Raw genomic sequence first — 25,441 nt, 5'->3', positions numbered from 1 at the left:
AACAAGCCGGAAATGCGCGGCCCCGGGTGCGCGGGCCGGCGCCGCGCGCCGCTACTTCTTGCGGCCGCGCTTCCTGTCCATTTGCTCCACCCACTGGAGGATGGGCTTGACGCCGCGCGAGGGCGAGCTGTGCGACCAGTGGATCTCGCTGTCGCCCTGTTCAAGGACGGCCCAGTTGGTAAATTCCACGCCCAGAATGCGCGCCGGCGGCTGCCCGGGGCTCACGCGCTCGTTGACCACGTCGCCCGTGCACCAGAAGGCCGTGGTCTTGTCCTTGGCGCAATCGAGCACATAGACCACGAGGCAGAGCACATGCGAGCCCTTGCCGATGGCCGCGAGCGCCTGGCTCTCCTTGCCGGGGAAGCGCAGGGCGAGGCCCGAGGCGGAGATGTCCTCCACCTGCACGGGCTTGTCCTTCATGCCCGGCGTGGCGTGGGAGAGCGGCGCGCCGATATCCGCGGTGGAGCGCGGCAGCGCCTGCCCCTCGGCGAGAGGCCAGACGCCGATGACGCGCACGGCGTCTTCCTGCGGGCGCATGCGCACGAAATGGCGCTTTTTCTCCACGCGCAGATGGTCGGGCATGGCCAAGGTCACGCGGGCCTTGCCGAAATCCGGGCTGATGTCAAGAAAGACCGAGCGGAAGACGTAAAATATAGGGCCGTCGTCCGTCTCCACGCGGAAAAAGGCGTCGACGGGCAGGCCCTTCCAGGCCTCGTCCACATAGTCCGAGACCTCGAGGTGCAGCACACGGTCGTCCACATCAAGGAGGATGGCGGAGAGGCCGGAAGTTCCGGGCGTATCGGAAATGAGGCGCAGGTTGAAGGTGGCGAACTGCTCGCGCGCGGCCTCCAGCGCGGCGAAGATGTGGCCGCGGCGTGCGCTGGCGTTCTTCCGGGCGCGGCGGTAACGCCAGAGCAGCCAGGCGCCGCAGAGGATGAGGAAGAACGCGAGGGAAAGGAGCAGTTCGCCGGTGTTCATCTTTCTGTAGGTGGCATTTCTGCCGTATGGCTTGCGCGGCCGCCGCGCCCGAGCAGGCCGAGCTTGCGCAGGTGGATCTCGAGGCAGGCCACGGCCGCGGGCGTCACCCCGGAGATGCGCGCCGCCTGGCCGAGGTTCGCCGGGCGCACGCGGGCGAGCTTTTCCTCCACCTCGCGGGAGAGCCCGCTTACTTTCGCATAATCCAAATCCAAGGGCAAGGGCGTGGCCGTGAGCCCGCGCGAGCGCTCGGCGAGGGCCTGTTGCCGCGTGAGGTAGCCCGCATACTTGAGGTCCGCCTCCACGCCGAGGCGGCTGCGCGGCTCCATGGCGTCGAGTTCCTGGGCGAGCCCGGCCGCAAGCCGCGCCGCGTCGCCCCCCTGCGCGGCGAGCATCTCAAGCAGGGCCGCGAGGTCCAGCTCCGGCCGGCGCAACAGCTCGGCGAGGCTGCGCCCGGCCTCGAGCCCTGTTTCTTCGCCGCCGTCACCGGCGGGCACGCGCGCGGCGCGCAGGCGTTCGGTCAGGCGCTCGCGCCGCTCCCGCGCCTCGTTGAAGGCGCGCCACTGGGCCTCGCCCACAAGGCCGAGCTCGCGCCCCAGCGGCGTGAGCCTGAGGTCCGCCGTGTCCTCGCGCAGGAGAAGGCGGTGCTCCGCCCGCGAGGTGAACATGCGGTAGGGTTCCTCGGTGCCCAGGGTCACGAGGTCGTCGACCAATACGGCCATATAGGCGGCGTCGCGCCCGGGCGCGAAGGGGGGCCGCCCGCGCTCGGCGCTGGCGAGGTTCAGCGCCGCCCAGAGGCCCTGGGCCGCGGCCTCCTCATAGCCCGAGGTGCCGTTGATCTGCCCGGCGAGCCAGAGCCCGGGCACGGCCTTGCTCTCCAGCGTGGGCCAGAGCTGCACCGGGTCGGCGTAGTCATACTCGATGGCGTAGCCCGGGCGCACCATGACCGCGTGCTCGAGGCCCGCGATGCTGTGGATCATGGCTTCCTGCACGTCGAGCGGCAGGCTCGTGGAAATGCCGTTGGCGTAGACCTCGGCGCTCGTGAGGCCCTCGGGCTCGAGGAAGACGTGGTGCCGCTCCCTGTCCGGGAAGCGGGCCACCTTGTCCTCGATGGAGGGGCAGTAGCGCGCGCCCGTGCCCGTGATGACCCCGGTGAAGAGCGGCGAGCGGTCAAAGCCGGCCCGGATGAGCTCGTGCGTGCGGGCATTGGTCCAGGTGATGTGGCAGCTCACCTGCGGGAGCGGGGGCTTGGGGCCGTGGAAGCTGAAGCCGGGCGGCGGCGTGTCGCCGGGCTGCTCCTCGAGGCGGGAGAAATCGATGGAGCGCCTGAGCAGGCGCGGCGTGGTGCCGGTCTTGAGGCGCCCGAGGCCGATGCCGAGGCGGCGGAGGCTCGCGGAAAGGCCCACGGCCGGCGCGTCGCCGAGGCGCCCTGCCGGTTGGTTCTTGAGGCCCACATGGATGCGGCCGTCGAGGAAGGTGCCCGTGGCGAGCAGCACATGCCGGCAGCGGAAGGTGAGCCCCAGCGCCGTTGCCGCGCCCGCGACGCGGCCATGCTCCGTGATGATGTCCGTCACCTCGTCCTGCCAGAGGGTGAGGCCGGGCTGGTTGTAGAGGCTCGCCTTGACCGCGTCCTGGTAGGCCTGGCGGTCCATCTGGGCGCGGGTGGCGCGCACGGCCGGCCCCTTGCTCATGTTGAGCGTGCGGAACTGGATGCCCGCGGCGTCGGCCCAAAGGCCCATCATGCCGCCGAGGGCGTCGATCTCGCGCACCATGTGGCCCTTGGCGAGGCCGCCTACGGCCGGGTTGCAGGAGAGGTGCCCGAGCCGGTCGAGATTGCCGCTCACGAGCAGCACGGAAAAGCCCAGCCGCGCAAGGACCATGGCCGCTTCGGCCCCGGCGTGGCCGCCGCCGGCGATGACGCAGTCAAAGGCCGCGTCAGGCATGGGCGCCGTGGCTCCCGGGCTTCGGGGCATGGGCCATGAGCAGGCGGCCGAACACGGCCGCGTCACCGCAGATGTGCGCGAGGGAGGCGCGCTCGTCGGGCTGGTGGCAGGTGTTGAAAATGCGCGACCACACCACCGCCGGCAGCCCCCGGGCCCGCAGCAGCGCGGCAACGGTGGCGCCGCCGATGCCCACGGGCTTGGGGCGCACATGGTAGACGGCCTCCACGGCGTCCGCGAGAGCCGGGAACAGCGGGGCGTCGCCGGGCAGGTCGGGCCGCGTCAGGGACGGGGCCTGGGCGTGCTCCACCTCCACCTCGATCTTCACGCCGCGCCGGGCGGCCACTCCGGCCGCGATCTCCCTTGCGCGGGCGAGCACGGCCTCGGCGGCCACTGCCGGGAGCAGCCGGCAATCGAGAAAGAACACGTCCCGCCCGGGCAGGATATTGATGGCGTCCACATTGGCCTCGTGGCGCGTGGGCTCGAAGGTGGAGACCGGCGGCCGGAACAGGGCGTCCTGCTCCGGGAAGGTGGTGGCGAGCCCGTCATGCAGGGCCACGGCGGCCTCGGCGCCGGCGAGAAAGGCGTTGACGCCCTCTCCCGGCGTGGAGGCGTGGCACTGTTTCCCTTCGGTCAGCACCTTGAGCCAGAGCTGGCCCTTTTCCGCCATCTCCACGGCGTCGCCCTGAGGCGAGCCGGCGTCCGGCACGAGGTACCAGTCCTCGGGGCTGAACCACTTGGGTTCGGCATCGAGCACATGGGCGAGTCCGTGGCGGCTGCCGCATTCCTCGTCGGCCATGAAGACGAGCCCGAGGCTCTGGCGCGGCGTGGTGCCCGTGGCGGCAAGCGCCTCCGCGAGGAGCAGCATGCCGGTCACGGCCTGCTGGTTGTCTTCCACGCCGCGGCCGTGGATGAGGTCGCCCTCGCGGCGCACGCGCCAGGGGTCGGAGCTCCAGGCTGCGGGGTCGCCCGCGGGCACCACATCCATGTGCCCGAAGAGCCAGAGGGTGCGGGGGCTCTCGCCGGGCACGCGGGCCACGATGTTGGGCCGGAAGCCGCAGGCCACGCGGGCGTCTTGCGAATCCACGCGGCGCACGTCGTTAATATTGCAGGCCGCAAGCAGGCCTTCGATGAAGGCGGCTTTTTCGCCCTCGCCCTCGCCGCCGTTTTCCGGCCCAAGGGCGGGGAGCGCCGTGAGCTCGGCTTCAAGGGTGGCCGCCCGCTCGTGCTGGGCGAGGAGATGGCGCGCAAGCGCGTCGCGCTGGCTCATGGGGCCTCCGGGGATGGCTGGGGCGACGGAAACGGCAAAAAGGCTGCTGGCAATGCCAGCAGCCCCGAAATGCCGGAGCGTCGCCGCCGGTGGGAAAAACCGGGCCGGGACGGCCTAGCGGCCCTTGGCGGCGCGCTTGGAGGCCTTGAGCGGGTTGACCTTGGCGGCGGCCGCGGCCTGCACCTTCACGTGGGTGGCGAAATTGCAGCGGCCGCCCGCCCACTTGCGGGCCGGGTCGGGATAGCTCGAGCAGTATTTCTGGTCGTCGAACTCGCGCTGGCGCTCGCAGCCGTCGCACTGTTCCACACAGGGGGAGACCACAAAACCGTTGACGACGACGCCTTCGGCAGTCTTGACGGCATTCTGCAGGGGAGCCATGGCAAACCTCCATGCGCCGGAGCGCGGATTTTACGAAGTTCGCGGCGCCGGGCGGCGCGTTGGATGCGCGGCGAGGCCCGGACAGCGGAAGCGGAAGTATAGCCCCCTGCGGCGAGCTGTCAAGGGGAAAGCGGGCTTGCGCGAGCGCCGGCCCACGGCCCGGGCTTTTCCCTATATATTGATATATTGCAATGCGCCGCCCGACACGGTACAACGAGGCCCATGTCCAACCGCCGCCTGCTCTTTCTCGCGCCCGCCCAGGCCGTGACCTCCGTGTTCCCGCAATTGCGGGACGCGGGCTATGAGCTTGGCATCGCTGAAAATCTCAAGGGGGCGTCGGTCTTCATCCGCAAGTCGGGGCCCGATGTCATCTTCGCCAGGCCGAGCCTCCCCGGCTTCCGCGTGGAGGACCTTCTGGCCGTGGGCGCGGAAGACCCCAACTTCCCGCCGGTCATCATCATCACCGACAAAGGGAGTCCCGAGGAGGCCGAGCGCCTCATGAGCCTCGGCGCCCGGGACTACTGGATGGAGCCGCTGGACGTGGAGCGCATCATGGCCGTGGCGCGCGAGCCGCGCAAGGCCGCGCCCGTGCCGGCCTCGACCACCCTGGGGGGCCACAAGCCCGCGCCCGGCGAGGGCGCGCCCAAGATCGTGGGCAGCCACCCGGCCATCGGGCGCGTGCTCAGGCTGGCGCGGCAGGTGGCGCCCTCCAAGGCCACGGTGCTCATCACCGGCGAGTCGGGCACGGGCAAGGAAATGTTCGCCCGCTACCTGCACGCCATGAGCAAGCGCGCGCGGGGGCCCTTCGTGGCCGTCAACTGCGCGGCGCTCCCCGAGCATCTTTTGGAAAGCGAGCTCTTCGGCCACGAGAAGGGCGCCTTCACCGGCGCCATCGCGCGCAAGCTCGGCCGTTTCGAGCTCGCGAGCGGCGGCACCATCCTCCTTGACGAAATTTCGGAGATGGACCTCGCCCTGCAGGCCAAGCTCCTGCGCGTGCTCCAGGAGGGCGAAATCGACCGCGTGGGCGGCTCGGAGACCGTGCGCGTGGACGTGCGCGTGCTCGCCACCACCAACCGCGACCTCGAGGACTGGGTCAAGCAGGGCAAGTTCAGGCAGGACCTGTATTTCCGCCTCAATGTCATCCCCCTGCGCCTGCCCGCCCTGCGCGAGCGCGGCGACGACGTGCTCGACCTCGCGCGCTTCTTCGTGGACATGTACGTGCGCGAATACGGCCTTTCCCCCACGCCGCTTTCGGACGCGGCCGTGGCGTGGCTGCGCAATTACGGCTTCCCGGGCAATGTGCGCGAATTGCAGAACCTCATGGAGCGCGCCGTGCTGCTCGCCAACGGCCGGCCCATCGAGCCCGCGCATTTCCTGCTTGAAAACGACGAGTGGCCGCTCTTCGCCGAGGAGGGCGAGGAGGAGGCGGCCCTGCCCGAGGGCAATGCCGCCGGGGCCCTCCCGGTGGGTGCGCCTGTCTCCGACGCCGCCCCGGCAAGCGCTGCGGGAACTCCCGCGGCGGCTCCGGCTTCCGGCGGCGCGCAGCCCGCGTCCGGCGCCTCGCACCTGGCGGGCCCGGTCATCCCGCTGCACGAGATGGAGCGGATCATGATCGCCAAGGGCCTCGAGGCCACGGCGGGCAACCGTACCCAGGCGGCGGAGCTGCTCGGCATTTCCGTGCGGACCCTGCGCAACAAGCTCAACGAGTACCGCGCGCAGGGCCACGCCATTGACTGAACCCGCGCATATCCACCAGCGAGAACCGCATGACAGCCCTCACCCAATGGGTCACGGACGTTAATAGCTTCCTCTGGGGAACGCTGTTCCTTATCCCGCTGCTCTGCGGCACCGGCCTCTTCTATACCCTGCGCCTGCGCTTTGTGCAGGTGCGCAAGTTCGGGCTCGCCCTGCGCTACCTCATGGGCGGCGCCAGCCTCTTCGGGCGCAGGGCCGACAAGAAGGGCATGAGCTCCTTCCAGGCGCTGGCCACGGCCATCGCCGCCCAGGTGGGCACCGGCAACGTGGCGGGCACGGCCACGGCCATGGTGCTCGGCGGCCCGGGCGCGCTCTTCTGGCTCTGGCTCGCGGCCTTTTTCGGCATGGCGACCATCTTCGCCGAGGCGGTGCTGGCCCAGGTCTACAAGACCACGGACAGCGAGGGCCATGTGGTGGGCGGCCCGGCCTGGTACATCACGCGCGGCATGGGCGAGAAATACCGGCCGCTCGCCGTGTTCTTCGCCATCGCCATCATCGTGGCCCTGGGCTGCATCGGCAACATGGTGCAATCCAACACCATCGCCGAGGCCTTCAACAGCGCGCTCGGCGTGGACAGGCTGGTGGTGGGCGTCATCGTGGCCGCGCTCGCGGGCCTCGTCTTCATCGGCGGCCTCGGCCGCATCGCCAGCGTGACGGAAAAACTCGTGCCCACCATGGCCATCCTCTATATCGCCGGCGGCACCTATGTGCTCGTGAGCCACGCGGGCGCCATCCTGCCCGCCTTCGGTCTCATTTTCGAGGCGGCCTTCCATCCGCAGGCCGTGCTCGGCGGCGCCGTGGGCATCAGCATCCGCGAGGCCATGCGCTACGGCGTGGCGCGCGGCCTCTTCGCCAACGAGGCCGGCATGGGCTCCACGCCCCACGCCCACGCGGTCGCCCGCGTGGAGCATCCCTGCCAGCAGGGCCTCGTCGCCATTTTCGGCGTGTTCACCACCTTTGTGATCATCACCTTCACGGCGCTCGTCATCCTCGTGTCCGGCGTGTTCGCGCCCGGCGCGGGCCAGGCCACGGGCATCCGCCTCACCCAGGCGGCCTACGCCGTGGACATGGGCGGCTTCGGCGGCATCTTCGTGGCCGTGTGCCTCTTTTTCTTCGCCTTTTCCACCATCGTGGGCTGGTACTTCTTCGGCGCGCAGAACGTGCGCTTCCTCTTTAACGGCAAGGGCGTGGGCGCGTACCGCGCGGTCGCCGTGGCCTTCGTGGCAGGCGGCGCCTTGCTGCACGTGGACCTCGTCTGGCAGCTCGCCGACCTCTTCAACGGCCTCATGGTCATCCCCAACCTCGTGGCGCTCTGGGCGCTGAACAAGGTGGTGGTGAGCCACCTCGCCGAGTTCGAGCAGCTGCTGGAGAAGTCGGTCAGGGACTAGGGCGGCCGGCCCAAGCCGCCCAGGGCCTCCTTACTTCCGCTTGCCCGCCCAGTTCTCCCAGTGCACGTTGGCTGGCTTCACGCGGTCTTCGGCGGTGCGCAGCCCCGGGATGGCCGGGTGCCCGAGCACGATGAGCCCCACGGGGATGATGTTCTCGGGCATGTCGAGCAGCTTCGTGAAGCCTTCCATGCGGTCCACCATGGGATAGATGCCCGTGAACACGGCGCCGAGGCCGATGCCGTGCGCCGCGAGCAGGAGGTTCTCGGCGCTCATGGCCACATCGAGGATGCCCATGCCCGGGACATCCTCCTTTTCCGTATCCAGGCAGACGAGGATGGCCGCCGGCGCCTTGGCGGCAAAGCTGGCATAGGGGTTGATGTCGCCCACCTTCGCGAGCGTCTTGGGGTCGCGGATGACCACGAAGTCCCAGGGCTGCTCGTTGGCCGCGCTGGGCGCGAGCTGGGCCGCGGCGAGCACGGTGTCGAGGTCCTTGTCCGAGACGGGCTCGGGCGTGTATGCGCGCACGCTGCGCCGGGTCTCAAGGGCGGTGAGTACGTCCAGCGGGCGCTCGGGCGTGCCGGCCTTGGCCTCCGGCTCACCTGCGGCGAGGGCCAGCCCCGGCGCGGTCACGGCGCAGGCGGCGCCCAGGGCGGTGCAGGCGAGAAAGGCCCGGCGGCCGGTGTTTTCAGGTCGTTCCATGGTTCGGCTCCTTGTGGTGGATGGGGGAGCTCAAGCCCCCTGCGGCTGACGCTACCCCGGGCGCCTGCCATGCGCAAGCGGGCGCAAGGCGCGCTGCACCGTCCCATGTCTTGAATTCAGGACAGTGTTGAACAGATATGTCTTGTCATCAAGACACTTTTGTCCAGCCACAGTGCCGCCCGGTGACTGCCAAGGGAAAAAATCTTCCCCAAGGCCGCGCCACTGCTCGCTCGCGCGCCCGGCGGCGTCTCGGCATGCTCTTTGCTCATTCGGGCACAAATGCTTCAGGTGCCCCGCCGCCGTGAGGCCGTGCGGCGACAGCGCCGCGCGCGGGGCCGTTCCAGCCACATCTTAACCCAACGCGAAAGCGAGGAGCGATCATGCCCAAAATGACTCCCAGTGAGGCCATGGCCGAAGTCCTTGTGGAGGAAGGCGTCACCCATGTGAGCGGCATTCTTGGTTCCGCCTACATGGATCTGCTCGACCTCTTCCCGGCTGCCGGTATCGACTTCATCTCCGTGCGCCACGAGCAGACCGCCGGCCACATGGAAGACGCCTATGCCCGCATGAAGGGGAAGGCCGGCGTCGTCATCGGCCAGAACGGCCCCGGCATCACCAACTATGTGACCGCCGTGGCCACCGCCAACATGGCCCACACCCCCATGATCGTCATCTCCCCGAGCGCGGGTTCCGCCTCCGTGGGCTGGGACGGCTTCCAGGAATGCGACACCTGGGACATCTTCAAGCCCATCACCAAGCTCTCCCTGCGCGTGCCCCATCCGAGCCGCGCGGCCGACGTGCTGCGCACCGCCTTCCGCGCCGCCTACGCCATGCGCGGCCCGGTGCTCGTGGACATCCCGCGTGACTACTTCTACGGCGAAGTCAACGAGGAGATCCTCAAGCCCTCGCAGTACCGCGTGGCTCCCGGCGGCATCGGCAACCCGGCCAACTTCGAGGAAGCCGTCAAGGTGCTGAAGGAAGCCAAGAACCCGGTCATCGTCTCCGGCCGCGGCGTCGTCGACGCCGACTGCGTGGACGTGGTGGCCCAGCTCGCCAAGCACCTCGCCGCGCCCGTTGCCTGCAGCTACCTGCACAATGACGCCTTCCCGGCCGACAATCCGCTCTGGTGCGGCCCCATCGGCTACATGGGCTCCCATGCCGCCATGCACCTCATGGAGAAGGCCGACGTCATCCTCGCCATCGGCAGCCGCCTCTCCTACTTCGGCACCCTGCCGCAGGACGGCATCAACTACTTCCCCAAGACGGCCAAGATCGTCCAGATCGACATCAACCCCATGAACATCGCCAAGACCCACCCCATCACCGTGGGCCTCTGCGCCGATGCCAAGGACGCCTCCGTCGAACTGCTCAAGCAGCTCCGCGCGGCCATGCCCGAGCGCGACAACGCCCCGGTCATCGCCAAGGTCAAGGCCGAGCTGGACGCCTGGCAGAAAGAGATCGACGCCATCGCCAACGAGCCCACGCAGGCCGGCCGCATGCATCCCCGCAAGGCGCTGGAAGTGGTTGCCAAGTTCATCTATGACAACGACGCCATCGCCACCACCGACATCGGCAACACCTCCTCCACGGCCAACAGCTACCTCCGCTTCCGCCATGCCAAGCGCGACATCGCCACGCTGACCTTCGGCAACACGGGCTTCGCCTACCAGGCCGCCCTGGGCGCGCAGCTCTACTGCAAGGAAGCCAAGATGGACAACCCCGTGGTGTCCATCGCCGGCGACGGCGCGTGGGGCATGAGCCTCTTTGAAGTGCCCACCGCCTGCCAGTTTGACCTGCCGGTCATCGCCACCGTGTACAACAACGGTGCCTGGTGCGCCGAGAAGAAGAACCAGGTGGACTTCTACAACAACCGCTTCGTGGGCGCGGACATCTGGTCCAAGTCCTACGCGGACATCGCCCGCGCCATGGGCGCCGACGGCTACACCGTCAACACCCAGGCCGACCTCGCCGACGCCCTCGCCACGGCCAAGAAGAACCGCCGCCCGGCCGTCATCGAGGTCATGACCGACGGCACCCGCCTCGCGCCGCCCTTCCGCCGCGACGCCCTGGCGCTGCCCACCCGCTACCTGCCCAAGTACGAGAAGCTGGACAAGAAGTACTTCCCCAAGTAGGGAGCCTGTCCAGACAGGGCTGACCACGCGGGCCGCCGCTTCGGCGGCGGCCCGCCGCAGGGCGCGCGGCCATCGGGCTGTGGCGCCCTTTTTTTCGCCGGAAATGCGCAAGGAGCCGCCAGGATGGAACAGAAACCCTTTGTGCGCCGCGGGCGCCCCTATACCGGGCCGGTGCAGGCCGTCATCCTCGACTGGGCGGGCACCGCCGTGGACCACGGCTGCCGCGGGCCGGTGGCCGTGTTCACCCGCGCCTTCGAACGCTTCGGGCTTACGCCCACCACGGAGGAGGTGCGCGCCCCCATGGGCCGCGAAAAGCGCGAGCACGTTGCCGCCATGCTGGCCATGCCGCGCCTTGCGGCCCTGTGGAAGGAAAAGAACGGCCACGCCCCCGACGACGCGGACGTGAGCGCCGTGTTCGGCGCGGTGAGCGAGCTCATGCCCGCAACGCTCGCCGACTATGCCGAGCCCGTGCCCGGCTGCGTGGAGGCCATGGCGCGCCTGCGCGACATGGGCGTGAAGGTGGGCTCCTGCACGGGCTACAGCCGCGCCATGATGGAGAACCTCTTGCCGCGCGCGGCACAGGCCGGCTATGTGCCCGACTGCGTGGTGGCCGCGGACGAGGTGCCGGCCGGGCGCCCGTGGCCGTGGATGTGCCAGCAGAATTGCCGGGAGATGGGCGTCTTCCCCCCCGAGGCGGTCATCAAGGTGGGCGACACCGTGGCCGACATCGAGGAAGGGCTTAACGCCGGCCACTGGGTGGCGGCTGTCACGCGCACGAGCAATGCCCTCGGGCTCACGGCCGAGGAGGCCGCGGCGATGCCGCCGGAAGAGCTGGCCCGCCGCGAGGCCGAACTCGCCCGCGGCTTCCGCGAGGCCGGGGCGCATTTTGTCATCTCCTCGGTGGCGGAACTCCCGGATCTGGTGGAGCAGGTCGCCGAGCGCCTGCGCCAGGGCGAGCGCCCCTGGAAGTAGGGAGGGAGGGGAAGCGCGCCGGGGGGAAAGCCTCGCAGGCTGCCGGGGCGCCTCACCCGGCCGGGGAGCGCGCCCTGTGCCGCCCGGCGCTGGCCCTGATCCGGGAAGCACCGGCAGGGGCCTTCCCCCCGGTGCCGGAGCAGCCATGCAACCCCGGCGCCCCGGCGTGGCGCACCACGGGCGGTGCGCCACGCCGCGCTGCCCTCGGCTCCTCTGCTTGACAGCATACTGGAAGCATTTTATCGTGTCTAAATGGGTCGTTAACTCAGTAGGTAGAGTATCTGCCTTTTAAGCAGAGAGTCGCAGGTTCGATCCCCGCACGACCCACCAGTCTTCAAGGGGTTATGGCACTCAGCCATAACCCCTTGCTTCATCATTGGAGGGCCTCCCCGGGTGCGCGCTCCGGCGGAACTGCGAAAACCCTAGTCGCTGTGCGGCGTGGCGGGCGCCCCGGCCTTGGGGCCGGCGCGTTTTTTGCGCCAGTAAATGACCTTGAGGATCAGGTTGGCGGCGAGCACGCACACACAGCCGAGGATGGTGTCCAGGCATCGCCACAGCAAGAGCCGCATGTCGCCCCCGTGCCCCAGCATGGATATGTCGATGAGCACGAGGACGATGCCGGTGATGAGCAGGCTGAAGATGCCGTAGTGCTTCAACGCAAAAGGTATGAAAAACGCGAGCACTCCCACCACGAGGGCCAGTTGCAGCGGCGCGTGGATGGCGCCCAGGAGCAGGTAGGCGAGGCCGGTGCCGGCGATGGTGCCGGCCACGCGGTCGAAGATCCGTTTCAGCTCCAGCGAATCCTCGGAATTGGCCACAAAGATGACCGTCAGGCCCACCCAGGCCGGATTCGAGTAGGCAAGGTTCTCGGCGATGAGCGAGGAGATGACCACCGTTATCGGGATGGTGAGGCTCAGCCAGGGGTTATTGATGTCCCCATGCAGGAGGGCCCGCAACTGTTCGAGGGGGCGCTTCTGGTCTTCCTGCTCAAAGGCCATGTTCGCAAGGCTCAGGAAGAGGCCGAGCAGGATGCCTCCGCAAAAATACAGGCCCATGGCAAGGGAGGGGGTGAAGTCAAAAAAGCTCAGCAAGACGGCAGTGGCCGCGAACTTGGCGACGAAGCCGAGATAGGCGAGCTCCTTGGCGGGGAGCGCCGCGAGCCAGCTCAAGATGAAGAGGAGCAGGAGCGCCAGCAGGGGATAGGCGCCCACGGCCTCGCTCAGCGATGCGGCGAGCAGCAGGAAGAGGGCGCCGGCGAGGCCGCCGCACACCCGCGCGGCGACGCCGTGGCGCGGGGACATCTGCATGCCGACCATGGCGCCGAAGGCGGCAAAGGGTGACATGGCCGGTGAGCCGATGGCCACGCCGAAAATCACCGAGCCGCTCATGCCGACGGCCAGCAGGATGCCCTTGCAGGCGGTGGGTGCATTCCTGGCGGCTAGGGCGTCGAGATTCATGGGGCCTCCTGCGCTTCCTGACCCTCACGATGCTGAAGAAAACAGGGAGCGGGGCAAGAAGCCCCGGCAGCCTGGGCGAGCGGTGAAAATCCGCTCCAGCCGGCCCCTTTGCGGGAGCGGGCCGCCCCGCCCGGTTTTTGCGGCACCGTGGGGGCAGCGTGGGACGCAGCAACGGGGCCCGAGCCGGCGCTCTATGACGGGGCTGCCCCAAAGAGCCCGGGACAGGCATGCGCCATGATGGCCCTGCCGCTCAGCGCCGGGCGGAAAGCGCCTGCATCACCTCGTTGGCCTCGGGCTGGTTGGGGTCGCCCTGGAGCGCGCGCAGCGCGAGCTCTTCGGCCTTGTCGCGCTTGCGCCAGTCCCAGTACATCTTGGCCATCTTGCCGAAGGTGTTGGGATGGCCGCCGAAGGTGCGCAAAATGGCCATGTAGACCTTCTCGGCGCGCTCGTATTCGCGAAGCTCAGTCCAGGCGTTGACGGCGCCGGTGTAGGCGGCCGAGGCTCGGGGCTCGACCTGCATGGATTCCTCATACATTTCCGCCGCTTCTGCAAGCTGGCCCGCGGCCGCGAAGATTTGCCCGAGCTGGACGCGGATGCCCTCCTCCTCGCTGAACTCCTCGGCCACGCGCTTCAGGAAGGCCCGTCCCTTGGCGTACTGGCCCTCGTTGAGTAATTGCACGCCGGTCTCGATGAGGGTCTTCTTGCGCTCGAGGCGCGCGTCGGCCTCCCGGCGGATCTTCTCCTCGGCCTCGTTGATCATGATCCTGGCCAGCCCCTCGAGCACGGTGGCGAGGGCCGCCTCCTTGCCCTGCTGGTAAGGAATGGGCCGGGGCTTGCCGCTGCGCGTGGGATCGAGCAGGGTCTGCATGGCCTGGTGGTGGGTGAGGGCGTTGAGGAATTCGCAGATCTGGATGTCCATTTCCGCGCGCGGGCCGCGCATGAGCTGCACGCCCGAATATTGCCGGAGGGCCGCGCTCATGGCCGTGAGGGCGCGCGTGACCTCGTTGCGCCTGAGGTAGCCGTTGGCGCGGGCGATATTTTCGCGGAGTTCCTTGGGGGCGACCTTGAGCATGTCAGCGCTCCTCCCTCCAGGCGGCGGCGACCGCCTCCCGGTGTTGATCCAGAATCTGCAAAACCTTTTCGGGCACGCCTTCGGGCGCCCGTCCCGCGAGCCACGCCGCGCGGACGCCGGAGGAGCTCACGGCCTCGGGCGCCAGCGGCAGGAGGACAGCCTCGCCCCCGCCCGGAAGCCCCATGCGCGGGGCATTGTCCGCGCCTGTGCGCAGGGGCGCCAGCTCCCGCGCGTCGGGCCAGTTCTCGCGCGTCACGGCCCGGAAGGCCGCGGCGCCGGCCACATCGCCGCGCGGCGCCACCACGAGGCTGCACAGGCGGGGCAGCGCGAGCCCGCGCCGCCAGGTGGGCAAAAGCGCGTAATCCTCGCCGCCGAGCAGGAAATACGGCGTCACCCCGGGCCGGGCGGCGCGGAAGGCGGCCAGCGTGTCCCATGTGTAGGACGGCCCCTGGCGCTCGCCCTCCATGCGGTTGCAGGCGAGGCGCCGGTCGCCGTTCTGCGCCAGCGCCGCCTCCACGAGGGCGCAGCGCAGGGCGAAGGGCAGCACCCCACGGCCGGGCTTGTGCGGCGGCCGCGCGCTGGGGATAAAGTCCGCGCCGTCCACGCGCCCGCCCAGGAGGCGCAGGGCCGCTGCGGCCACTTCCAGGTGCCGCCGGTGCGGGGGGTCGAAGGTGCCGCCGTAGAGCAGGCGCCCGGGCGCTGGGGCCGGTGTGCGCGGGGCCGGCTCGGTCCGGGTCATTGGCGGATCTGGCCGTTCCCGAGCACAACGAACTTGGTGGTCGTCAGCTCGGTGACGCCCATGGGCCCGTAGGCGTGGAGCTTGGAGGTGGAGATGCCGATCTCCGCGCCGAGGCCGAGCTGGCCGCCGTCATTGAAGCGCGTGGAGGCGTTGACCGCCACCATGGAGGCGTCGGCCTCGCGCAGGAAGCGCCGCGCCCGGCCGTAGTCGCGCGTGCAGATGACCTCGCTGTGGTTGGAGCCATAGGCCGCGATGTGGGCGAGCGCCGCGTCCATGTCGTCCACCACGCAGACGGCGAGGACAAGGGCGTGAAATTCGTGGCCCCGGTCTTCGGGCTGTTGTGGCCGCGCCGTGGGCCCGAGCAGGGGGAGCGAGGCCGGGTCGGCCCGAAACTCCACGCCGGCCGCGCCGAGCCGTGCCGCCACCATGGGCAGGAAGGCCGCGGCCTCGTCGCGGTGCACGAGCAGGCATTCCAGGGCGTTGCACACGCCGGGGCGCTGGGTCTTGCCGTTTTCCACGAGGCGCAGGGCCATTTCAAGGTCGGCGCCGGCGTCCACATACATATGGCACACGCCCTTGTCGTGCTTGAGCACGGGCATGGTGGCGGCCTCGCTCACCGCGCGCACCAGGCCTTCGCCGCCGCGGGGGATGATGACATCGATGTACGCGTCGAGCTTGCAGAGCGCGGTCACGGCGGCGCGGTCCGTGGTGGCGACGAGCTGCACGGCGTCGGCGGGGAGGCCGGCGTCCGCAAGGGCCTCGCGGAGCACATCGGCGAGCGACCGGTTGGAGCGCACAGCCTCGCTGCCGCCGCGCAGGATGACGGCATTGCCGGCCTTGGCGCAGAGGATGGCCGCGTCCACCGTCACATTGGGGCGCGCCTCGTAAATCATGGCGATGACGCCGAGCGGCACGCGCATGCGGCCCACGAGAAGGCCGTTGGGCCGCTGCCACTGGTGTTCGGTGACGCCCACGGGGTCGGGCATCCCGGCCACAGAGAGGCAGGCTGCGCGCATGTCGGCGAGGATGGCCGGGGTGAGCGTGAGCCGGTCAAGGCGCGGCGCGTCCAGCCCGGCGGCGCGGGCGGCGGCCACATCCCCGGCGTTGGCGGCGAGCAGGGCGTCCTCGCGCCCGGCGAGAAGCTCGGCCACGCGGGCGAGAAAGCGGTTCTTCGCCGCCGGTTCGGCCGCGGCCATATGGCGCGCGGCGGCGCGCGCACGCCGGCCGAGCTCTTCCACCTGAAGGGTATCTTCCGCAGTCCAGCCCATCTGCCCCTCCGGCAACGCGCGCCCAGGCCAGGCAGGGAAAGCGGGGCTTTTGCTTTGACAGGACGCGCGGTTGTGGCGTAGAATTAAAAAATGTGACCGGGGCTTCCGGCCGGGCCCAGACGGCCCGCAGCGCGGACGCCCGCGCCCCTCCCGGAGGTTAGATACATGAATCCGCAAAAGAATCAAGACGAGTCGGCCTCCCCCTTCCTGCGTGACATCCAGGCCGAGGTGAGCGCGGAAAACGCCCCGCTCCTCCAGTTCATCACGCGCTACGCCAGCGCCATCGCCGGCGTGGTGCTCGCCCTCTTGCTGGCCCTTGGCGGCGTGGCGGTGTGGAACTGGTACCACCACGGCAAGCAGGAGGAGGCGCGCCAGGAGCTCGCGCGCATCAACGCCCAGCTCAAGGGCAAGGACCGCGACGCCGCGCTCTCCAAGCTGGCGGAAGGCGCCCCGGAGAGCACCAAGCTCTTCATTTATATGAGCCTCGGCCAGAGCGCCCAGGAAAACGGCGACCCCATCCTCGCGGCGGACGCCTATGCCAAGGCGGCCAAGCTCGACGGCGACGGCGCCCTCGGCCTCACCGCGGCCCTCGGCAGCGTGGGCAGCCTGCTCATGCAGAACGAGAACGTCCAGGCGCTTGCCCTGCTCCAGGAGCTGGAGGCCAAGCTCCCCGAGTCGCGGCGTTCCGTGCAGCTTCGCCAGATGCTCGCCGAGGCGGCCTCGCGCGCCGGCAAGACCGAGCTCGCCTATAAGACCTATCTCGGCCTTGCGGAAGAGGTGAAGACGCCCGAAGCGGCCTATTTCCGCTCCCGCGCCAACGCGCTGGCCGCGGAGCTGGGCAAGGCCCAGTAAGGGGCGTCTGGCCATCTCGTTTGCGAGCCGGCTTGTAGTATTGAGTTGTGCGCGCTTCCACCTCCCGTCTGGAGCGAAGCGGAAGACGGGGTGCTGCGACCGGGTGGCGGCGCGAAGCGCCGTGCCCGTTGGCGAGCAAAGCGAGCCCTACGGGCATCGACAGCGGCGATGGTGCCGGAAGAATCCTAAAAAATAAGATTTTTAGGTTCCGGCAAGGAAGATAAAAATTTCCGAAGGGAGTGTACTTAAGTACTCGACCGAGGAAATTTTTCTCTGACGTAGCCGGAACCTAAAAGGCTGTTTTTGACGGATAATTTCGGCATTATGCGAGCAGAAGCGGAGTGGTAATACCCCTCCATACGCTCAAGTGGACAACAGAACGCTCCAACAAGCGCAACATCATCCCGGCGCATGCGCCGGCCGGAGACTGCCGTGGAACCACTCCTGCGCGACGCCCCTGGCGAGCGTCACCTGCTCCTGGGCAACGAGGCCATCGTGCGCGGCGCGCTGGAGGCGGGCGTCCATCTCGTCACCTGCTATCCGGGCACGCCGTCCTCCGAAGTGCCGGACACCTTCAGCCGCCTGCGCGAGCAAATCCTCGCGGCCGGCGATATGCCCGGCTTCGGCGTGGAATACGCCACCAACGAGAAAGTCGCGCTGGAGGTCGGCGCGGGCGCGGCCCTTGGCGGGGCGCAATGCCTCGTGACCATGAAGCACGTGGGCCTCAACGTGGCCGCCGACCCGCTCTTCACCGCGGCCTATGTGGGCCTCCCGGGCGGCCTCGTGCTCCTGAGCGCCGACGACCCGGGCTGCCACTCCAGCCAGAACGAGCAGGACAACCGCAGCTATGCCCGCGCGGCGCATGTGCCCTGTTTCGAGCCGGCTTCGGCCGGGGAGGCCAGGGACATGACTGTGGCCGCCTTCCGCCTCGCGCGGGAGCTGGAGCAGCCGGTCATGCTGCGCACCACCACGCGCGTGAGCCATTTGCGCGGGCCCGTGACCTTGGGGCCGCTCCCCGAAAGCGTGGAGCACGCGCCCATGAAGCGCGAACCCACGCGCTATGTGCCCGTGCCCGCCGTGGCCCTGCGCCGCCACCGCGCGCTGGACGCGCAGATGGAAGCGGCCCGCGCCGTGGCCGAGACAAGCCCGTTCAACACGGTGCGCGCGGCAGCCGCGGGAGTGAAGGGTCCCCGCCGCGGCATCATCGTGAGCGGGCCGGCGCGCAACTATCTGGCGGACGCGCTCCATGCCGACGGCCTTGAGGGCGCCACCGCCGTGCTCGAACTGGGCATGACCTGGCCGCTCCCCGAAGAGCTCATCACCGCTTTTCTCGCCGACTGCGACGAGGTGCTGGTGCTGGAGGAAGGCGCCGACCTGCTCGAGCGTGACGCGCGCGCCCTCGCGCAGGAGCGCGGCCTTGGCGTGAGCATCGCCGGCAAGGACGACGGGCTCACGGGCTTCGGCGAATTTTCCCTCGATCTCGTGCGCCGGCGCCTCGCCCGCTGGTTCGGCCTGCCCGAGCCGAAAACCCCGGCCGGAGCGCGGGGCGCGGACTGCGGCTGCGAGCCCCTGCCCGGCCGGCCGCCGAACCTCTGTCCGGGCTGCGCGCACCGCGCGGTCTACTATGCGGCGCGCAAGGCCTTCGGCGATGCGGCCATCTATTCCAGCGACATCGGGTGTTATACGCTGGGGCTGTTGCCGCCCCTGCGCACGGCGGATTTCCTCGTCTGCATGGGCTCGTCCATTTCCGCGGGCAGCGGCTATGCCCGCGCCACGGGCGCGCCGGTGGTGGGCTTCATCGGCGATTCCACCTTCTTTCATTCCGGCATGACCGGCCTCGCCAACGCGGTGTTCAACCGGCATGACATTCTCGTGGTCATCCTCGACAACGGCACCACGGCCATGACCGGGCACCAGCCCAATCCCGGCATGGCGCAGCACGTGCTCGGCGAGCATGCGGCGCATCTGGACATCGAGCCCATCGTGCGCGCGCTGGGCGTGGAGGAGGTGCGGAAGGTGCGCGGCTCCAACCTGGCCGCGCTCAAGGCTGCCTTCGAGGAGCTGGGCGCGCTCTCCGGGGTGCGGGTGCTCATCGCCGAGGAGCCGTGCGTGCTCTATGCCCGGCGCAAGCTCGGCAAGGGCAAGCCCCGCGTGGCCGAGGTCGTGCGCCAGGGCGCGGAGGCCCTGCGCTGCCTTGAGGAACTGGCCTGCCCGGCCTTTTGCCGCAACGGCGACGAGGTGTCCGTGGACGAAAGCCTGTGCACGGGTTGCATGATCTGCCTCCAGGCGGCGCCGGGCGTGTTCCGCGCGCGCAACCGGGCCTGATCGGGGAAATTCAATTTTAGCAGGACGCAGTTGAGGGATATTCCTTAAATCCGTCTGGAGCGTAGCGGAAGACGGGTGCTGTTGCCGGAAGAATCCTAAAAAATAAGATTTTTTGGTGCTTGCAAGGAAGAAAAAGAATTTCCGAAGGGAGTGTACTTAAGTACTCGACCGAGGAAATTTTTTTCTGACGCAGCAAGCACCAAAGCGCTAGCCGTTGGCAAGTCTGCGAGCCTTACGGATAGCGACAGCGGCATCGTTGTCTGACCAGCGCGGTAACTAACTGCTGTCTTCATCCGTAGCTTCCTTCGTCGCAACGGCTGAAGCAAGGCTGTTTTTGACGGATAATTTCGGCATTACAGATGCAGCACAAGCGCACCACAAACTCGGAAGTACACAACGCCATGACAACAGCAACACGCGACGCGCGGCTGCGCATCTATTTTGTGGGCGTGGGCGGGCAGGGCACCCTGACCGCCACCAATTTGCTTGCGCGGGCCGCCCTTGACGCGGGCATCGAGGCCGTGGGCGGCGAAGTGCACGGCATGGCGCAGCGCGGCGGCGTTGTGGAGTCGGCCCTGTTGCTCGGCGGCTGGCGCTCGCCCCGCGTGGACTACGGCGAGGCCGATGTGCTGCTCGGCTTCGAGCCGCTGGAGACCTTGCGCGGCCTCCCCTACCTTCGGGAGGGCGGGGCCGTCTTTTCGAGCAGCGACCCCCTGGCGCCCCTGAGCGTGGCGCTCGGCCAGTCGGTCTATCCCGGCATCGAGCGAATCCGCCGCGAGGTGGACGCCGTGGCGGCGCACGCCTGGTTTTTGCCCTGCCGCAGCCTTGGGCGCGAGGCGGGCTCGGTGCAGAGCGGCGGCACGGCGCTCCTCGGGGCGGCCTGCGCCTCGGGGCTTTTGCCGGTCAGCTTTGACGACCTCACCGCCGCCATCCGCACGCACCTGCCGGCCAGGATTCAGGCGGTCAACCTGGCGGCGGCGGAGCTCGGGCGCGCTGCCTTGGCCTGAGCCCACGCGAAAGCGCGTCTTTCGCGCACCTGTCAGCGCGGTTTTTTCCTTTCCGGGCGCCCCCTTGCGGGGGCGTCCATTTTTTTCCGCTTCCCTTATTGACAGCGATTCCGAACCTTCATAATGAAACTCTAGGATATGCGGGAAATGGGGTTCCCGCGCTCACGGCGTCCTTTTCGGGTGTCCATCCAGGAGGGTTGGGACATGTCCAATTCCATGTATTTCATTCTTGCGACGGTGTGCCTCATCGTGGGCTACATCGTCTATGGCGGCATCGTGTCGAAGGTGTTCGGCGCGCAGCCCGAGCGGCCGACCCCGGCCAAGACCATGGCCGACGGCGTGGACTATGTGGAAATGCCCACGTGGAAAGTCTGGCTCGTGCAGCTTCTGAACATCGCCGGCGTGGGGCCGGTCTTCGGCCCCATCCTCGGCGCGGTGTGGGGCCCCTCGGCCCTCGTGTGGATCGTCATCGGCACCATCTTCGCCGGCGCCGTGCACGACTTCATGGCCGGCATGCTCTCCGTGCGCTATAACGGCGCCAACGTGCCCGCCATCGTGGGCTACAATCTCGGCAACATCGCCAAGCAGGTGATGCGCGTGTTCGCCGTGGTGCTGCTCGTGCTCGTGGGCGTGGTCTTCGTGGCCGCCCCGGCCGGCCTGCTCGCCAAGCTCACGCCCGCGACCTTCAACCTCACCTTCTGGGTCTGCGTGATCTTCGCCTACTACTTCATCGCGACCATCATGCCCATCGACAAGATCATCGGCAACTTCTATCCGGTGTTCGGCGCCATCCTCATCATCATGGCCGTGGGCATGACCGTGATGATGTTCGTCGAAAGCGCCAACGGCACGATGGAGTTCTACAATTCCGCGGTGTGGGCCAACCAGAACCCCAAGGGCGCGCCCATCTTCCCGCTGGTGTTCATCACCATCGCCTGCGGCGCCCTCTCCGGCTTCCACGCCACGCAGTCGCCGCTCATGGCCCGCTGCATGGCCAATGAAAAGCTCGGCAAGCCCGTGTTCTACGGCAGCATGGTGGCCGAGGGCTTCATCGGCCTCGTGTGGGCCACCGTGGGCATGAGCTTCTACCACGGTCCCGAGGCCCTGCAGGCGGCCATCGCGGCCGGCGGCCCGGGCAACGTCGTGACCGAGTCGTCCATGGCGCTCATGGGCTCCGTGGGCGGCGTGCTCGCCATCCTCGGCGTGGTGGTGCTGCCCATCACCTCGGGCGACACGGCCTTCCGCGCCGCGCGCCTGACCATCGCCGAAGCCTTCAACTACTCGCAGAAGGCCATCGCCCCGCGCCTGTACCTGGCCGTGCCCATGTTCCTCGTGGGCATCTTCCTCTCGCAGGTGGACTTCACCATCATCTGGCGTTACTTCGGCTGGGCCAACCAGACGCTTGCCACCATCATGCTCTGGGCGGGCGCGGCCTACCTCATGCGGCGTGACCGCTGTCACTGGCTCTGCACCGTGCCGGCCGTGTTCATGACCGCGGTGTGCGTGTCCTACATCTGCTATGAACCCACCATGGGCTTCGCCATCTCCATCGACATCTCCAATATCGTCGGTGTGATCGCGGCCATCGTGGCCTTCGTGGCCTTCATGATGCTCGGCCGCAAGCCCGTGGCCGGCGCGCCCGTCAACTGCTAGACCTGCCTTGGGCGCCCTTGCGGCGCCCGGGCCACTTCCGGGGAGCGGGGCTTTCGGGCCCCGCTCCCCCTTGCTGTACCGTCCACCAGAGCTGTGCGGGAGTTCGCATGACCGTCGCCCCCCCCAACATCCTCACCGTGGCCGGCTCCGATTCCGGCGGCGGCGCCGGCATCCAGGCCGACCTCAAGACCATCATGGCCCTCGGCTGCTACGGCATGAGCGTCATCACCGCGCTCACGGCGCAGAACGGTCTCGGCGTGACCGGCATTTCCGCGCCCGAGCCGGACTTCGTGGCGCTGGAGCTCAGGACCGTGCTCGAGGGCTTTCCCGTGGCGGCGGCCAAGACGGGCATGCTCTTTTCCGCGGGCATCATCCGCGCCGTGGCGCCCATCCTGCGGCGCCGCGACTTCCCGCTGGTGGTCGACCCGGTCTCGGTGAGCCAGAGCGGCAGCCGCCTTCTGGAAGAAGACGCGGTGACGGCCCTCTGCGAGGAGATGCTGCCCGGCTGCGACCTGCTCACGCCCAACCGGCCCGAGGCGGAGATGCTCACGGGCATGAAGATCGCCTCGCTGGAGGACGCCGCGGCCGCCGGGGAAAAGCTGCTCGCCATGGGGCCGAAGGCCGTGCTCATCAAGGGCGGCCACATGGAGAGCGCGGTCGTGGTCACGGATGTGCTCTGCCGGCCGGGGCAGGAGCCCAAGAAACTTCCGCAGGCCCGGGTGGACACGGACAACAACCACGGCACGGGTTGCACGCTTTCGGCGGCCATCGCGTCGGGCCTCGGCAAGGGGCTGCCGCTGGAGGCGGCCGTGGCCGCGGCGCAGCGCTATCTCAACCGCGCTCTCAGGGCCTCCTACGCGCCCGGCAAGGGCTGCGGGCCGGTGAACCACGCGGCCGGACTCATGCCGGCGTGACAAGGCGTTGACGCCCGCGGGTGGCGCGCTCCTTGCAATGTGCATGAGGAGCATGAGCGCCGCTCACGGGAGGGCCAGGGCAGATGCCGTTTCGCTTCAAGATGCAGAAAGTGCTGGACTATCGCGCCCAGCTGGAGGAAGAGGCCAAGGTGCGCCTCGCCGATGCCGAGCACAAGCTGAGGCAGGCGCGGGAGCATCTTGACGCCATCCGGGCGGAAATGGCGGCGGCCGAAGAAAAGTCCCGCGCTGGCGGCCTGCTCCAGAGCGGCGAGCGCTGGCTGCACGAACAATATCTCAAGGGGCTTGCCGGCGACGCCAGGCAGGCGGAGCTCCAGTTGCGGATGCAAAAGCAGGTGGCGGAAGAGGCGCGGGCGCACCTCGCGGAACGCGCCATGGAACGCAAGTTGCTGGAAAAGCTCAAGGAACGGCAGAAGGCCCAATACCTCCACGCGGAACGGCAGCAGGAGCAGCATTTCAATGACGAAATCTCGACACTCCGCTACAAAGCTTCGGCTTTCTAGGCTCGTCCGCATCCTCGCGGTGTTGTGCTGCCTCAAGGTGGCGGCTCTGGGCCTGGCCTTTTTCGACGTGCCCCTGCCGCACTGGCTGGGCGGCGGCAGCTCGCCGCGCGAGGCGGCGGAACATGACCCCCGGTCCCAGGGCGGAGCCCCGGACGCCGAGGAGACCTCGCGCCGCCTCGAGGCCGCGCTGCTCGCCCAACAGGGCTCCCAGCCCGCGGCCCCGGCCGCTCCTGCCGCGCCCGAAGCTCCGACCGCGGCCCCCCTGCCTGAGGTCGCCCAAGCGGCCGCCCCGGCCCTTGCCGGGCTTGACGAGACGCAGCCGCAGGGCTCGGCGGCGGCGGAGCTCGCCGCGGCCGCGCGCCCGCGCCCCCATGCCGGCGCAGGGGTGAACGGCCTCCCCGCGCCGGTCATCGCCGGCAGCTTTTCCGGGGCCGGTTTCGCGGCCCCGAATGTGACGGAAACGGCCCTCAACGGGCCGGAGCTCCCCACGCCGCCGCCCCTGGGCTCGCCGCTGGTGCCGGCCGGCATCCCCGCGCCGCAGGCCGCGGCGCCGCAGGCGGATGACGGCGAGGGCGCAAGCCTCTGGAATCTCCTCGGGCTGACCTCGCTCCCCATTCCCGGGCTCGGCAGCGCCCGCGAGGCCCATGCCGCCGCGCTGGACATGCCGGTGCCGGCCACGCCGCCCTCCACGCGGGGCGCGTCGTCCTTTGCGCCGGCCGAGCAACTGGCGCCCATGGGCGGGGGCAGCCCCACTTCTCTCGGCGGCCCCACGGCGCTCCCGGGGGCCGCGCCCATCCCCGCCAATATCCCGCGCGGCCAGGGCGCGGACGGCGCGCCCCTGCCGCCGCGCGCGGGCGAGCTGCCTTCACGCGGCATGGGGAATGCCGCCATGCCGGCGCTCCCGCAGACCGACCCGTCAGCCACCTGGCCGGCCCCGGCCCCGCAGGTCACGCCCAAGGCCGCGCCCGTCGACCCCAACGCCCAGGCGCAAGACCTGGCGCGCCAGCAGCAGGACATCCTCATGCTGCGCCAGCAGATGGACCAGCGCCTCAAGGACCTCCAGAGCGCCGAAGGCAAGATGAAGGACATGATCCGCGAGGCGAAAGAGCTGGAGGACAAGAAGGTCAAGAACCTCATCCTCATGTACGGCAACATGAAGCCGCGCATGGCCGCGCAGGCGCTGGAGAACATGGACGAGCGCGTGGCCGTGCGCATCCTTTCGGGCATGGCGCCCAAGCAGTCCGGCGAGATCCTGACCTACACCAATCCCGCCAAGACGGCCAAGTTCACGGAAATGATCACCCGCATGCGGATGCCGGAATAATGCGCCTCAAGCTGCTGCTGGCCTATGACGGGACGGGATTCAGCGGCTGGCAGGTACAGGAAAAGCCCCAGCCCCCGCCCACCGTGCAGGGCACGCTGGAGGCGGCGCTCGCGCGGCTGGCGGGGCGCCCTGTGCGCGTGTTCGGCTCGGGCCGCACGGATGCCGGCGTCCATGCGCACGGGCAGGTCGCCCATTGCGACGTGCCAGACAGGCCCGGTTTTGACTGGCGCCACGCCCTCAACGCGGTGCTTCCGCCTGCGGTGCGCGTGCTCGCCGCCGAGGGGGCGCCCCCGGAGTTTGACGCCCGGCGCGACGCCGTCGCCAAGACCTATGTCTACCAGTTCTGGCGCGAGGGCCGCTTCGTTCCCCCCGCCGTAGCGCCCTTTGTCTGGGCCTGCGGTCCGCTGGACGAGGGCCGCATGCGCGCGGCCCTGCCGTCATTCGTGGGCGAGCGGGATTTCGCCTCGCTGCGCAATGCCGGCTCGGAGACGCGCGGCAGCGTGCGCCGCATCTTCGCCGCCACGCTGGACGCGCAGCCCCCGCAGGAATTTTACCCCCCGCATGCGCCGCTTCTGCGGCTCACCGTGACGGCCAACGGCTTCTTGAAGCAGATGGTGCGCAATATCGCCGGCCTCCTCGCGGCCTGCGGGCGGGGCAAGCTCGCGCCCGAGGCCGTGCCCGCCATGCTCGCCGCCTGCGAGCGCGCGGCCGTGCCCGCGCCCACCGCGCCCCCGCAGGGCCTCGCGCTGGCCCGCGTGGACTATGGCGCGGAGGCCGACCCCTCCGCCGGACAGTAAGTT

21 protein-coding genes and 1 tRNA gene are annotated in these 25,441 nt (G+C 69.2%); 13 read left to right on the top strand and 9 right to left on the bottom strand.

What is annotated here, in order from left to right; all coding sequences use genetic code 11:
* Window positions 1–51 precede the first annotated feature (51 nt).
* The 4 genes from G7Y54_RS10040 to G7Y54_RS10025 form a co-directional block, all read right to left on the bottom strand.
* On the bottom strand, window positions 52–978 hold the full coding sequence (locus G7Y54_RS10040; protein ID WP_165079181.1) for a hypothetical protein: 927 nt from the start codon (window positions 976–978) through the stop codon (window positions 52–54).
* The gene (mnmG, locus tag G7Y54_RS10035) at window positions 975–2,918 is read right to left on the bottom strand and encodes a tRNA uridine-5-carboxymethylaminomethyl(34) synthesis enzyme MnmG (RefSeq protein ID WP_165079180.1); all 1,944 of its coding nucleotides are present in this window, start codon (window positions 2,916–2,918) and stop codon (window positions 975–977) included. The genes G7Y54_RS10040 and mnmG overlap by 4 nt, the downstream gene beginning before the upstream one ends.
* The gene (locus G7Y54_RS10030; RefSeq protein ID WP_165079179.1) at window positions 2,911–4,185 is read right to left on the bottom strand and encodes a M20 family metallo-hydrolase; all 1,275 of its coding nucleotides are present in this window, start codon (window positions 4,183–4,185) and stop codon (window positions 2,911–2,913) included. Before G7Y54_RS10030 ends, mnmG begins: the two co-directional genes overlap by 8 nt.
* A 114-nt stretch (window positions 4,186–4,299) precedes the next feature.
* Window positions 4,300–4,563 carry a PxxKW family cysteine-rich protein gene (locus G7Y54_RS10025; protein WP_165079178.1) on the bottom strand — a complete coding sequence of 88 codons (264 nt, stop codon included), beginning with the start codon at window positions 4,561–4,563 and terminating at the stop codon, window positions 4,300–4,302.
* Between the two features lie 222 nt (window positions 4,564–4,785).
* Here G7Y54_RS10025 and G7Y54_RS10020 point away from each other — a divergent pair, with 222 nt between their 5' ends.
* Window positions 4,786–6,300 carry a sigma-54 dependent transcriptional regulator gene (locus tag G7Y54_RS10020; RefSeq protein ID WP_165079177.1) on the top strand — a complete coding sequence of 505 codons (1,515 nt, stop codon included), beginning with the start codon at window positions 4,786–4,788 and terminating at the stop codon, window positions 6,298–6,300.
* A 29-nt stretch (window positions 6,301–6,329) separates the two neighbouring features.
* Window positions 6,330–7,706 (top strand): sodium:alanine symporter family protein, encoded by a 1,377-nt coding sequence (locus G7Y54_RS10015; RefSeq protein WP_165079176.1) that lies wholly within the window; start codon window positions 6,330–6,332, stop codon window positions 7,704–7,706.
* A 30-nt stretch (window positions 7,707–7,736) separates the two neighbouring features.
* Here G7Y54_RS10015 and G7Y54_RS10010 read toward each other — a convergent pair whose 3' ends face one another.
* On the bottom strand, window positions 7,737–8,405 hold the full coding sequence (locus tag G7Y54_RS10010; RefSeq protein ID WP_241159453.1) for a nitroreductase family protein: 669 nt from the start codon (window positions 8,403–8,405) through the stop codon (window positions 7,737–7,739).
* A 380-nt stretch (window positions 8,406–8,785) separates the two neighbouring features.
* Here G7Y54_RS10010 and xsc point away from each other — a divergent pair, with 380 nt between their 5' ends.
* The 3 genes from xsc to G7Y54_RS09995 all read left to right on the top strand — a co-directional run bounded on the left by xsc (window position 8,786) and on the right by G7Y54_RS09995 (window position 11,839).
* Complete coding sequence (gene xsc, locus G7Y54_RS10005) at window positions 8,786–10,537, top strand: sulfoacetaldehyde acetyltransferase (protein WP_165079175.1); 1,752 nt, start codon at window positions 8,786–8,788, stop codon at window positions 10,535–10,537.
* 123 nt (window positions 10,538–10,660) lie between these two features.
* Entirely contained in the window at window positions 10,661–11,509 is an 849-nt protein-coding gene (gene phnX / locus G7Y54_RS10000) for a phosphonoacetaldehyde hydrolase (protein ID WP_165079174.1), read from the top strand.
* Between the two features lie 254 nt (window positions 11,510–11,763).
* A tRNA-Lys gene (locus G7Y54_RS09995) sits at window positions 11,764–11,839 on the top strand.
* A 92-nt stretch (window positions 11,840–11,931) separates the two neighbouring features.
* Here G7Y54_RS09995 and G7Y54_RS09990 read toward each other — a convergent pair.
* From G7Y54_RS09990 to G7Y54_RS09975, 4 genes are all read right to left on the bottom strand, one after another.
* Window positions 11,932–12,966, bottom strand: coding sequence for an FUSC family protein (locus G7Y54_RS09990; RefSeq protein WP_165079173.1), 1,035 nt, complete (start codon window positions 12,964–12,966; stop codon window positions 11,932–11,934).
* Between the two features lie 250 nt (window positions 12,967–13,216).
* The gene (locus G7Y54_RS09985; RefSeq protein ID WP_165079172.1) at window positions 13,217–14,038 is read right to left on the bottom strand and encodes a tetratricopeptide repeat protein; all 822 of its coding nucleotides are present in this window, start codon (window positions 14,036–14,038) and stop codon (window positions 13,217–13,219) included.
* A 1-nt stretch (window position 14,039) separates the two neighbouring features.
* A complete protein-coding gene (locus tag G7Y54_RS09980; protein ID WP_165079171.1) occupies window positions 14,040–14,777 on the bottom strand; it encodes a nicotinate-nicotinamide nucleotide adenylyltransferase in 738 nt (245 codons plus the stop codon).
* Window positions 14,774–16,045 (bottom strand): glutamate-5-semialdehyde dehydrogenase, encoded by a 1,272-nt coding sequence (locus G7Y54_RS09975; protein ID WP_165079170.1) that lies wholly within the window; start codon window positions 16,043–16,045, stop codon window positions 14,774–14,776. Before G7Y54_RS09975 ends, G7Y54_RS09980 begins: the two co-directional genes overlap by 4 nt.
* A gap of 165 nt (window positions 16,046–16,210) precedes the next feature.
* Between G7Y54_RS09975 and G7Y54_RS09970 the strand changes: the two genes are divergently transcribed.
* From G7Y54_RS09970 to truA, 8 genes are all read left to right on the top strand, one after another.
* Window positions 16,211–16,897 carry a tetratricopeptide repeat protein gene (locus G7Y54_RS09970; RefSeq protein WP_165079169.1) on the top strand — a complete coding sequence of 229 codons (687 nt, stop codon included), beginning with the start codon at window positions 16,211–16,213 and terminating at the stop codon, window positions 16,895–16,897.
* 411 nt (window positions 16,898–17,308) lie between these two features.
* Entirely contained in the window at window positions 17,309–19,222 is a 1,914-nt protein-coding gene (gene iorA / locus G7Y54_RS09965; protein WP_165079168.1) for an indolepyruvate ferredoxin oxidoreductase subunit alpha, read from the top strand.
* A gap of 401 nt (window positions 19,223–19,623) precedes the next feature.
* Window positions 19,624–20,229: an indolepyruvate oxidoreductase subunit beta gene (locus tag G7Y54_RS09960; protein WP_165079167.1), complete on the top strand. Its 606-nt coding sequence runs from the start codon at window positions 19,624–19,626 to the stop codon at window positions 20,227–20,229.
* 204 nt (window positions 20,230–20,433) lie between these two features.
* Window positions 20,434–21,882: a carbon starvation protein A gene (locus G7Y54_RS09955; protein WP_165079166.1), complete on the top strand. Its 1,449-nt coding sequence runs from the start codon at window positions 20,434–20,436 to the stop codon at window positions 21,880–21,882.
* 107 nt (window positions 21,883–21,989) lie between these two features.
* Window positions 21,990–22,796 carry a bifunctional hydroxymethylpyrimidine kinase/phosphomethylpyrimidine kinase gene (gene thiD, locus G7Y54_RS09950; RefSeq protein ID WP_165079165.1) on the top strand — a complete coding sequence of 269 codons (807 nt, stop codon included), beginning with the start codon at window positions 21,990–21,992 and terminating at the stop codon, window positions 22,794–22,796.
* A gap of 83 nt (window positions 22,797–22,879) precedes the next feature.
* On the top strand, window positions 22,880–23,317 hold the full coding sequence (gene fliJ / locus G7Y54_RS09945; RefSeq protein ID WP_165079164.1) for a flagellar export protein FliJ: 438 nt from the start codon (window positions 22,880–22,882) through the stop codon (window positions 23,315–23,317).
* On the top strand, window positions 23,274–24,641 hold the full coding sequence (locus G7Y54_RS09940; protein WP_165079163.1) for a hypothetical protein: 1,368 nt from the start codon (window positions 23,274–23,276) through the stop codon (window positions 24,639–24,641). Before fliJ ends, G7Y54_RS09940 begins: the two co-directional genes overlap by 44 nt.
* Complete coding sequence (truA, locus tag G7Y54_RS09935; protein WP_165079162.1) at window positions 24,641–25,438, top strand: tRNA pseudouridine(38-40) synthase TruA; 798 nt, start codon at window positions 24,641–24,643, stop codon at window positions 25,436–25,438. Before G7Y54_RS09940 ends, truA begins: the two co-directional genes overlap by 1 nt.
* Window positions 25,439–25,441 lie beyond the last annotated feature (3 nt).

The sequence above is a fragment of the Desulfovibrio sp. ZJ746 genome (genome assembly GCF_011039155.1).
Classification (GTDB): Bacteria; Desulfobacterota; Desulfovibrionia; order Desulfovibrionales; family Desulfovibrionaceae; genus Desulfovibrio.
The sequence above is the reverse complement of the archived record's forward strand: the minus strand, read 5'-3'. Positions and strand labels throughout refer to the sequence as shown.

Bases quoted from the DNA above. Each gene is read 5' to 3' on its own strand.
- G7Y54_RS10040 (WP_165079181.1), bottom strand. From the start codon at position 978: ATGAACACCGGCGAACTGCTCCTTTCCCTCGCGTTCTTCCTCATCCTC.
- mnmG (WP_165079180.1), bottom strand. From the start codon at position 2,918: ATGCCTGACGCGGCCTTTGACTGCGTCATCGCCGGCGGCGGCCACGCC.
- G7Y54_RS10030 (WP_165079179.1), bottom strand. From the start codon at position 4,185: ATGAGCCAGCGCGACGCGCTTGCGCGCCATCTCCTCGCCCAGCACGAG.
- G7Y54_RS10025 (WP_165079178.1), bottom strand. From the start codon at position 4,563: ATGGCTCCCCTGCAGAATGCCGTCAAGACTGCCGAAGGCGTCGTCGTC.
- G7Y54_RS10020 (WP_165079177.1), top strand. From the start codon at position 4,786: ATGTCCAACCGCCGCCTGCTCTTTCTCGCGCCCGCCCAGGCCGTGACC.
- G7Y54_RS10015 (WP_165079176.1), top strand. From the start codon at position 6,330: ATGACAGCCCTCACCCAATGGGTCACGGACGTTAATAGCTTCCTCTGG.
- G7Y54_RS10010 (WP_241159453.1), bottom strand. From the start codon at position 8,405: ATGGAACGACCTGAAAACACCGGCCGCCGGGCCTTTCTCGCCTGCACC.
- xsc (WP_165079175.1), top strand. From the start codon at position 8,786: ATGCCCAAAATGACTCCCAGTGAGGCCATGGCCGAAGTCCTTGTGGAG.
- phnX (WP_165079174.1), top strand. From the start codon at position 10,661: ATGGAACAGAAACCCTTTGTGCGCCGCGGGCGCCCCTATACCGGGCCG.
- G7Y54_RS09990 (WP_165079173.1), bottom strand. From the start codon at position 12,966: ATGAATCTCGACGCCCTAGCCGCCAGGAATGCACCCACCGCCTGCAAG.
- G7Y54_RS09985 (WP_165079172.1), bottom strand. From the start codon at position 14,038: ATGCTCAAGGTCGCCCCCAAGGAACTCCGCGAAAATATCGCCCGCGCC.
- G7Y54_RS09980 (WP_165079171.1), bottom strand. From the start codon at position 14,777: ATGACCCGGACCGAGCCGGCCCCGCGCACACCGGCCCCAGCGCCCGGG.
- G7Y54_RS09975 (WP_165079170.1), bottom strand. From the start codon at position 16,045: ATGGGCTGGACTGCGGAAGATACCCTTCAGGTGGAAGAGCTCGGCCGG.
- G7Y54_RS09970 (WP_165079169.1), top strand. From the start codon at position 16,211: ATGAATCCGCAAAAGAATCAAGACGAGTCGGCCTCCCCCTTCCTGCGT.
- iorA (WP_165079168.1), top strand. From the start codon at position 17,309: ATGCGCCGGCCGGAGACTGCCGTGGAACCACTCCTGCGCGACGCCCCT.
- G7Y54_RS09960 (WP_165079167.1), top strand. From the start codon at position 19,624: ATGACAACAGCAACACGCGACGCGCGGCTGCGCATCTATTTTGTGGGC.
- G7Y54_RS09955 (WP_165079166.1), top strand. From the start codon at position 20,434: ATGTCCAATTCCATGTATTTCATTCTTGCGACGGTGTGCCTCATCGTG.
- thiD (WP_165079165.1), top strand. From the start codon at position 21,990: ATGACCGTCGCCCCCCCCAACATCCTCACCGTGGCCGGCTCCGATTCC.
- fliJ (WP_165079164.1), top strand. From the start codon at position 22,880: ATGCCGTTTCGCTTCAAGATGCAGAAAGTGCTGGACTATCGCGCCCAG.
- G7Y54_RS09940 (WP_165079163.1), top strand. From the start codon at position 23,274: ATGACGAAATCTCGACACTCCGCTACAAAGCTTCGGCTTTCTAGGCTC.
- truA (WP_165079162.1), top strand. From the start codon at position 24,641: ATGCGCCTCAAGCTGCTGCTGGCCTATGACGGGACGGGATTCAGCGGC.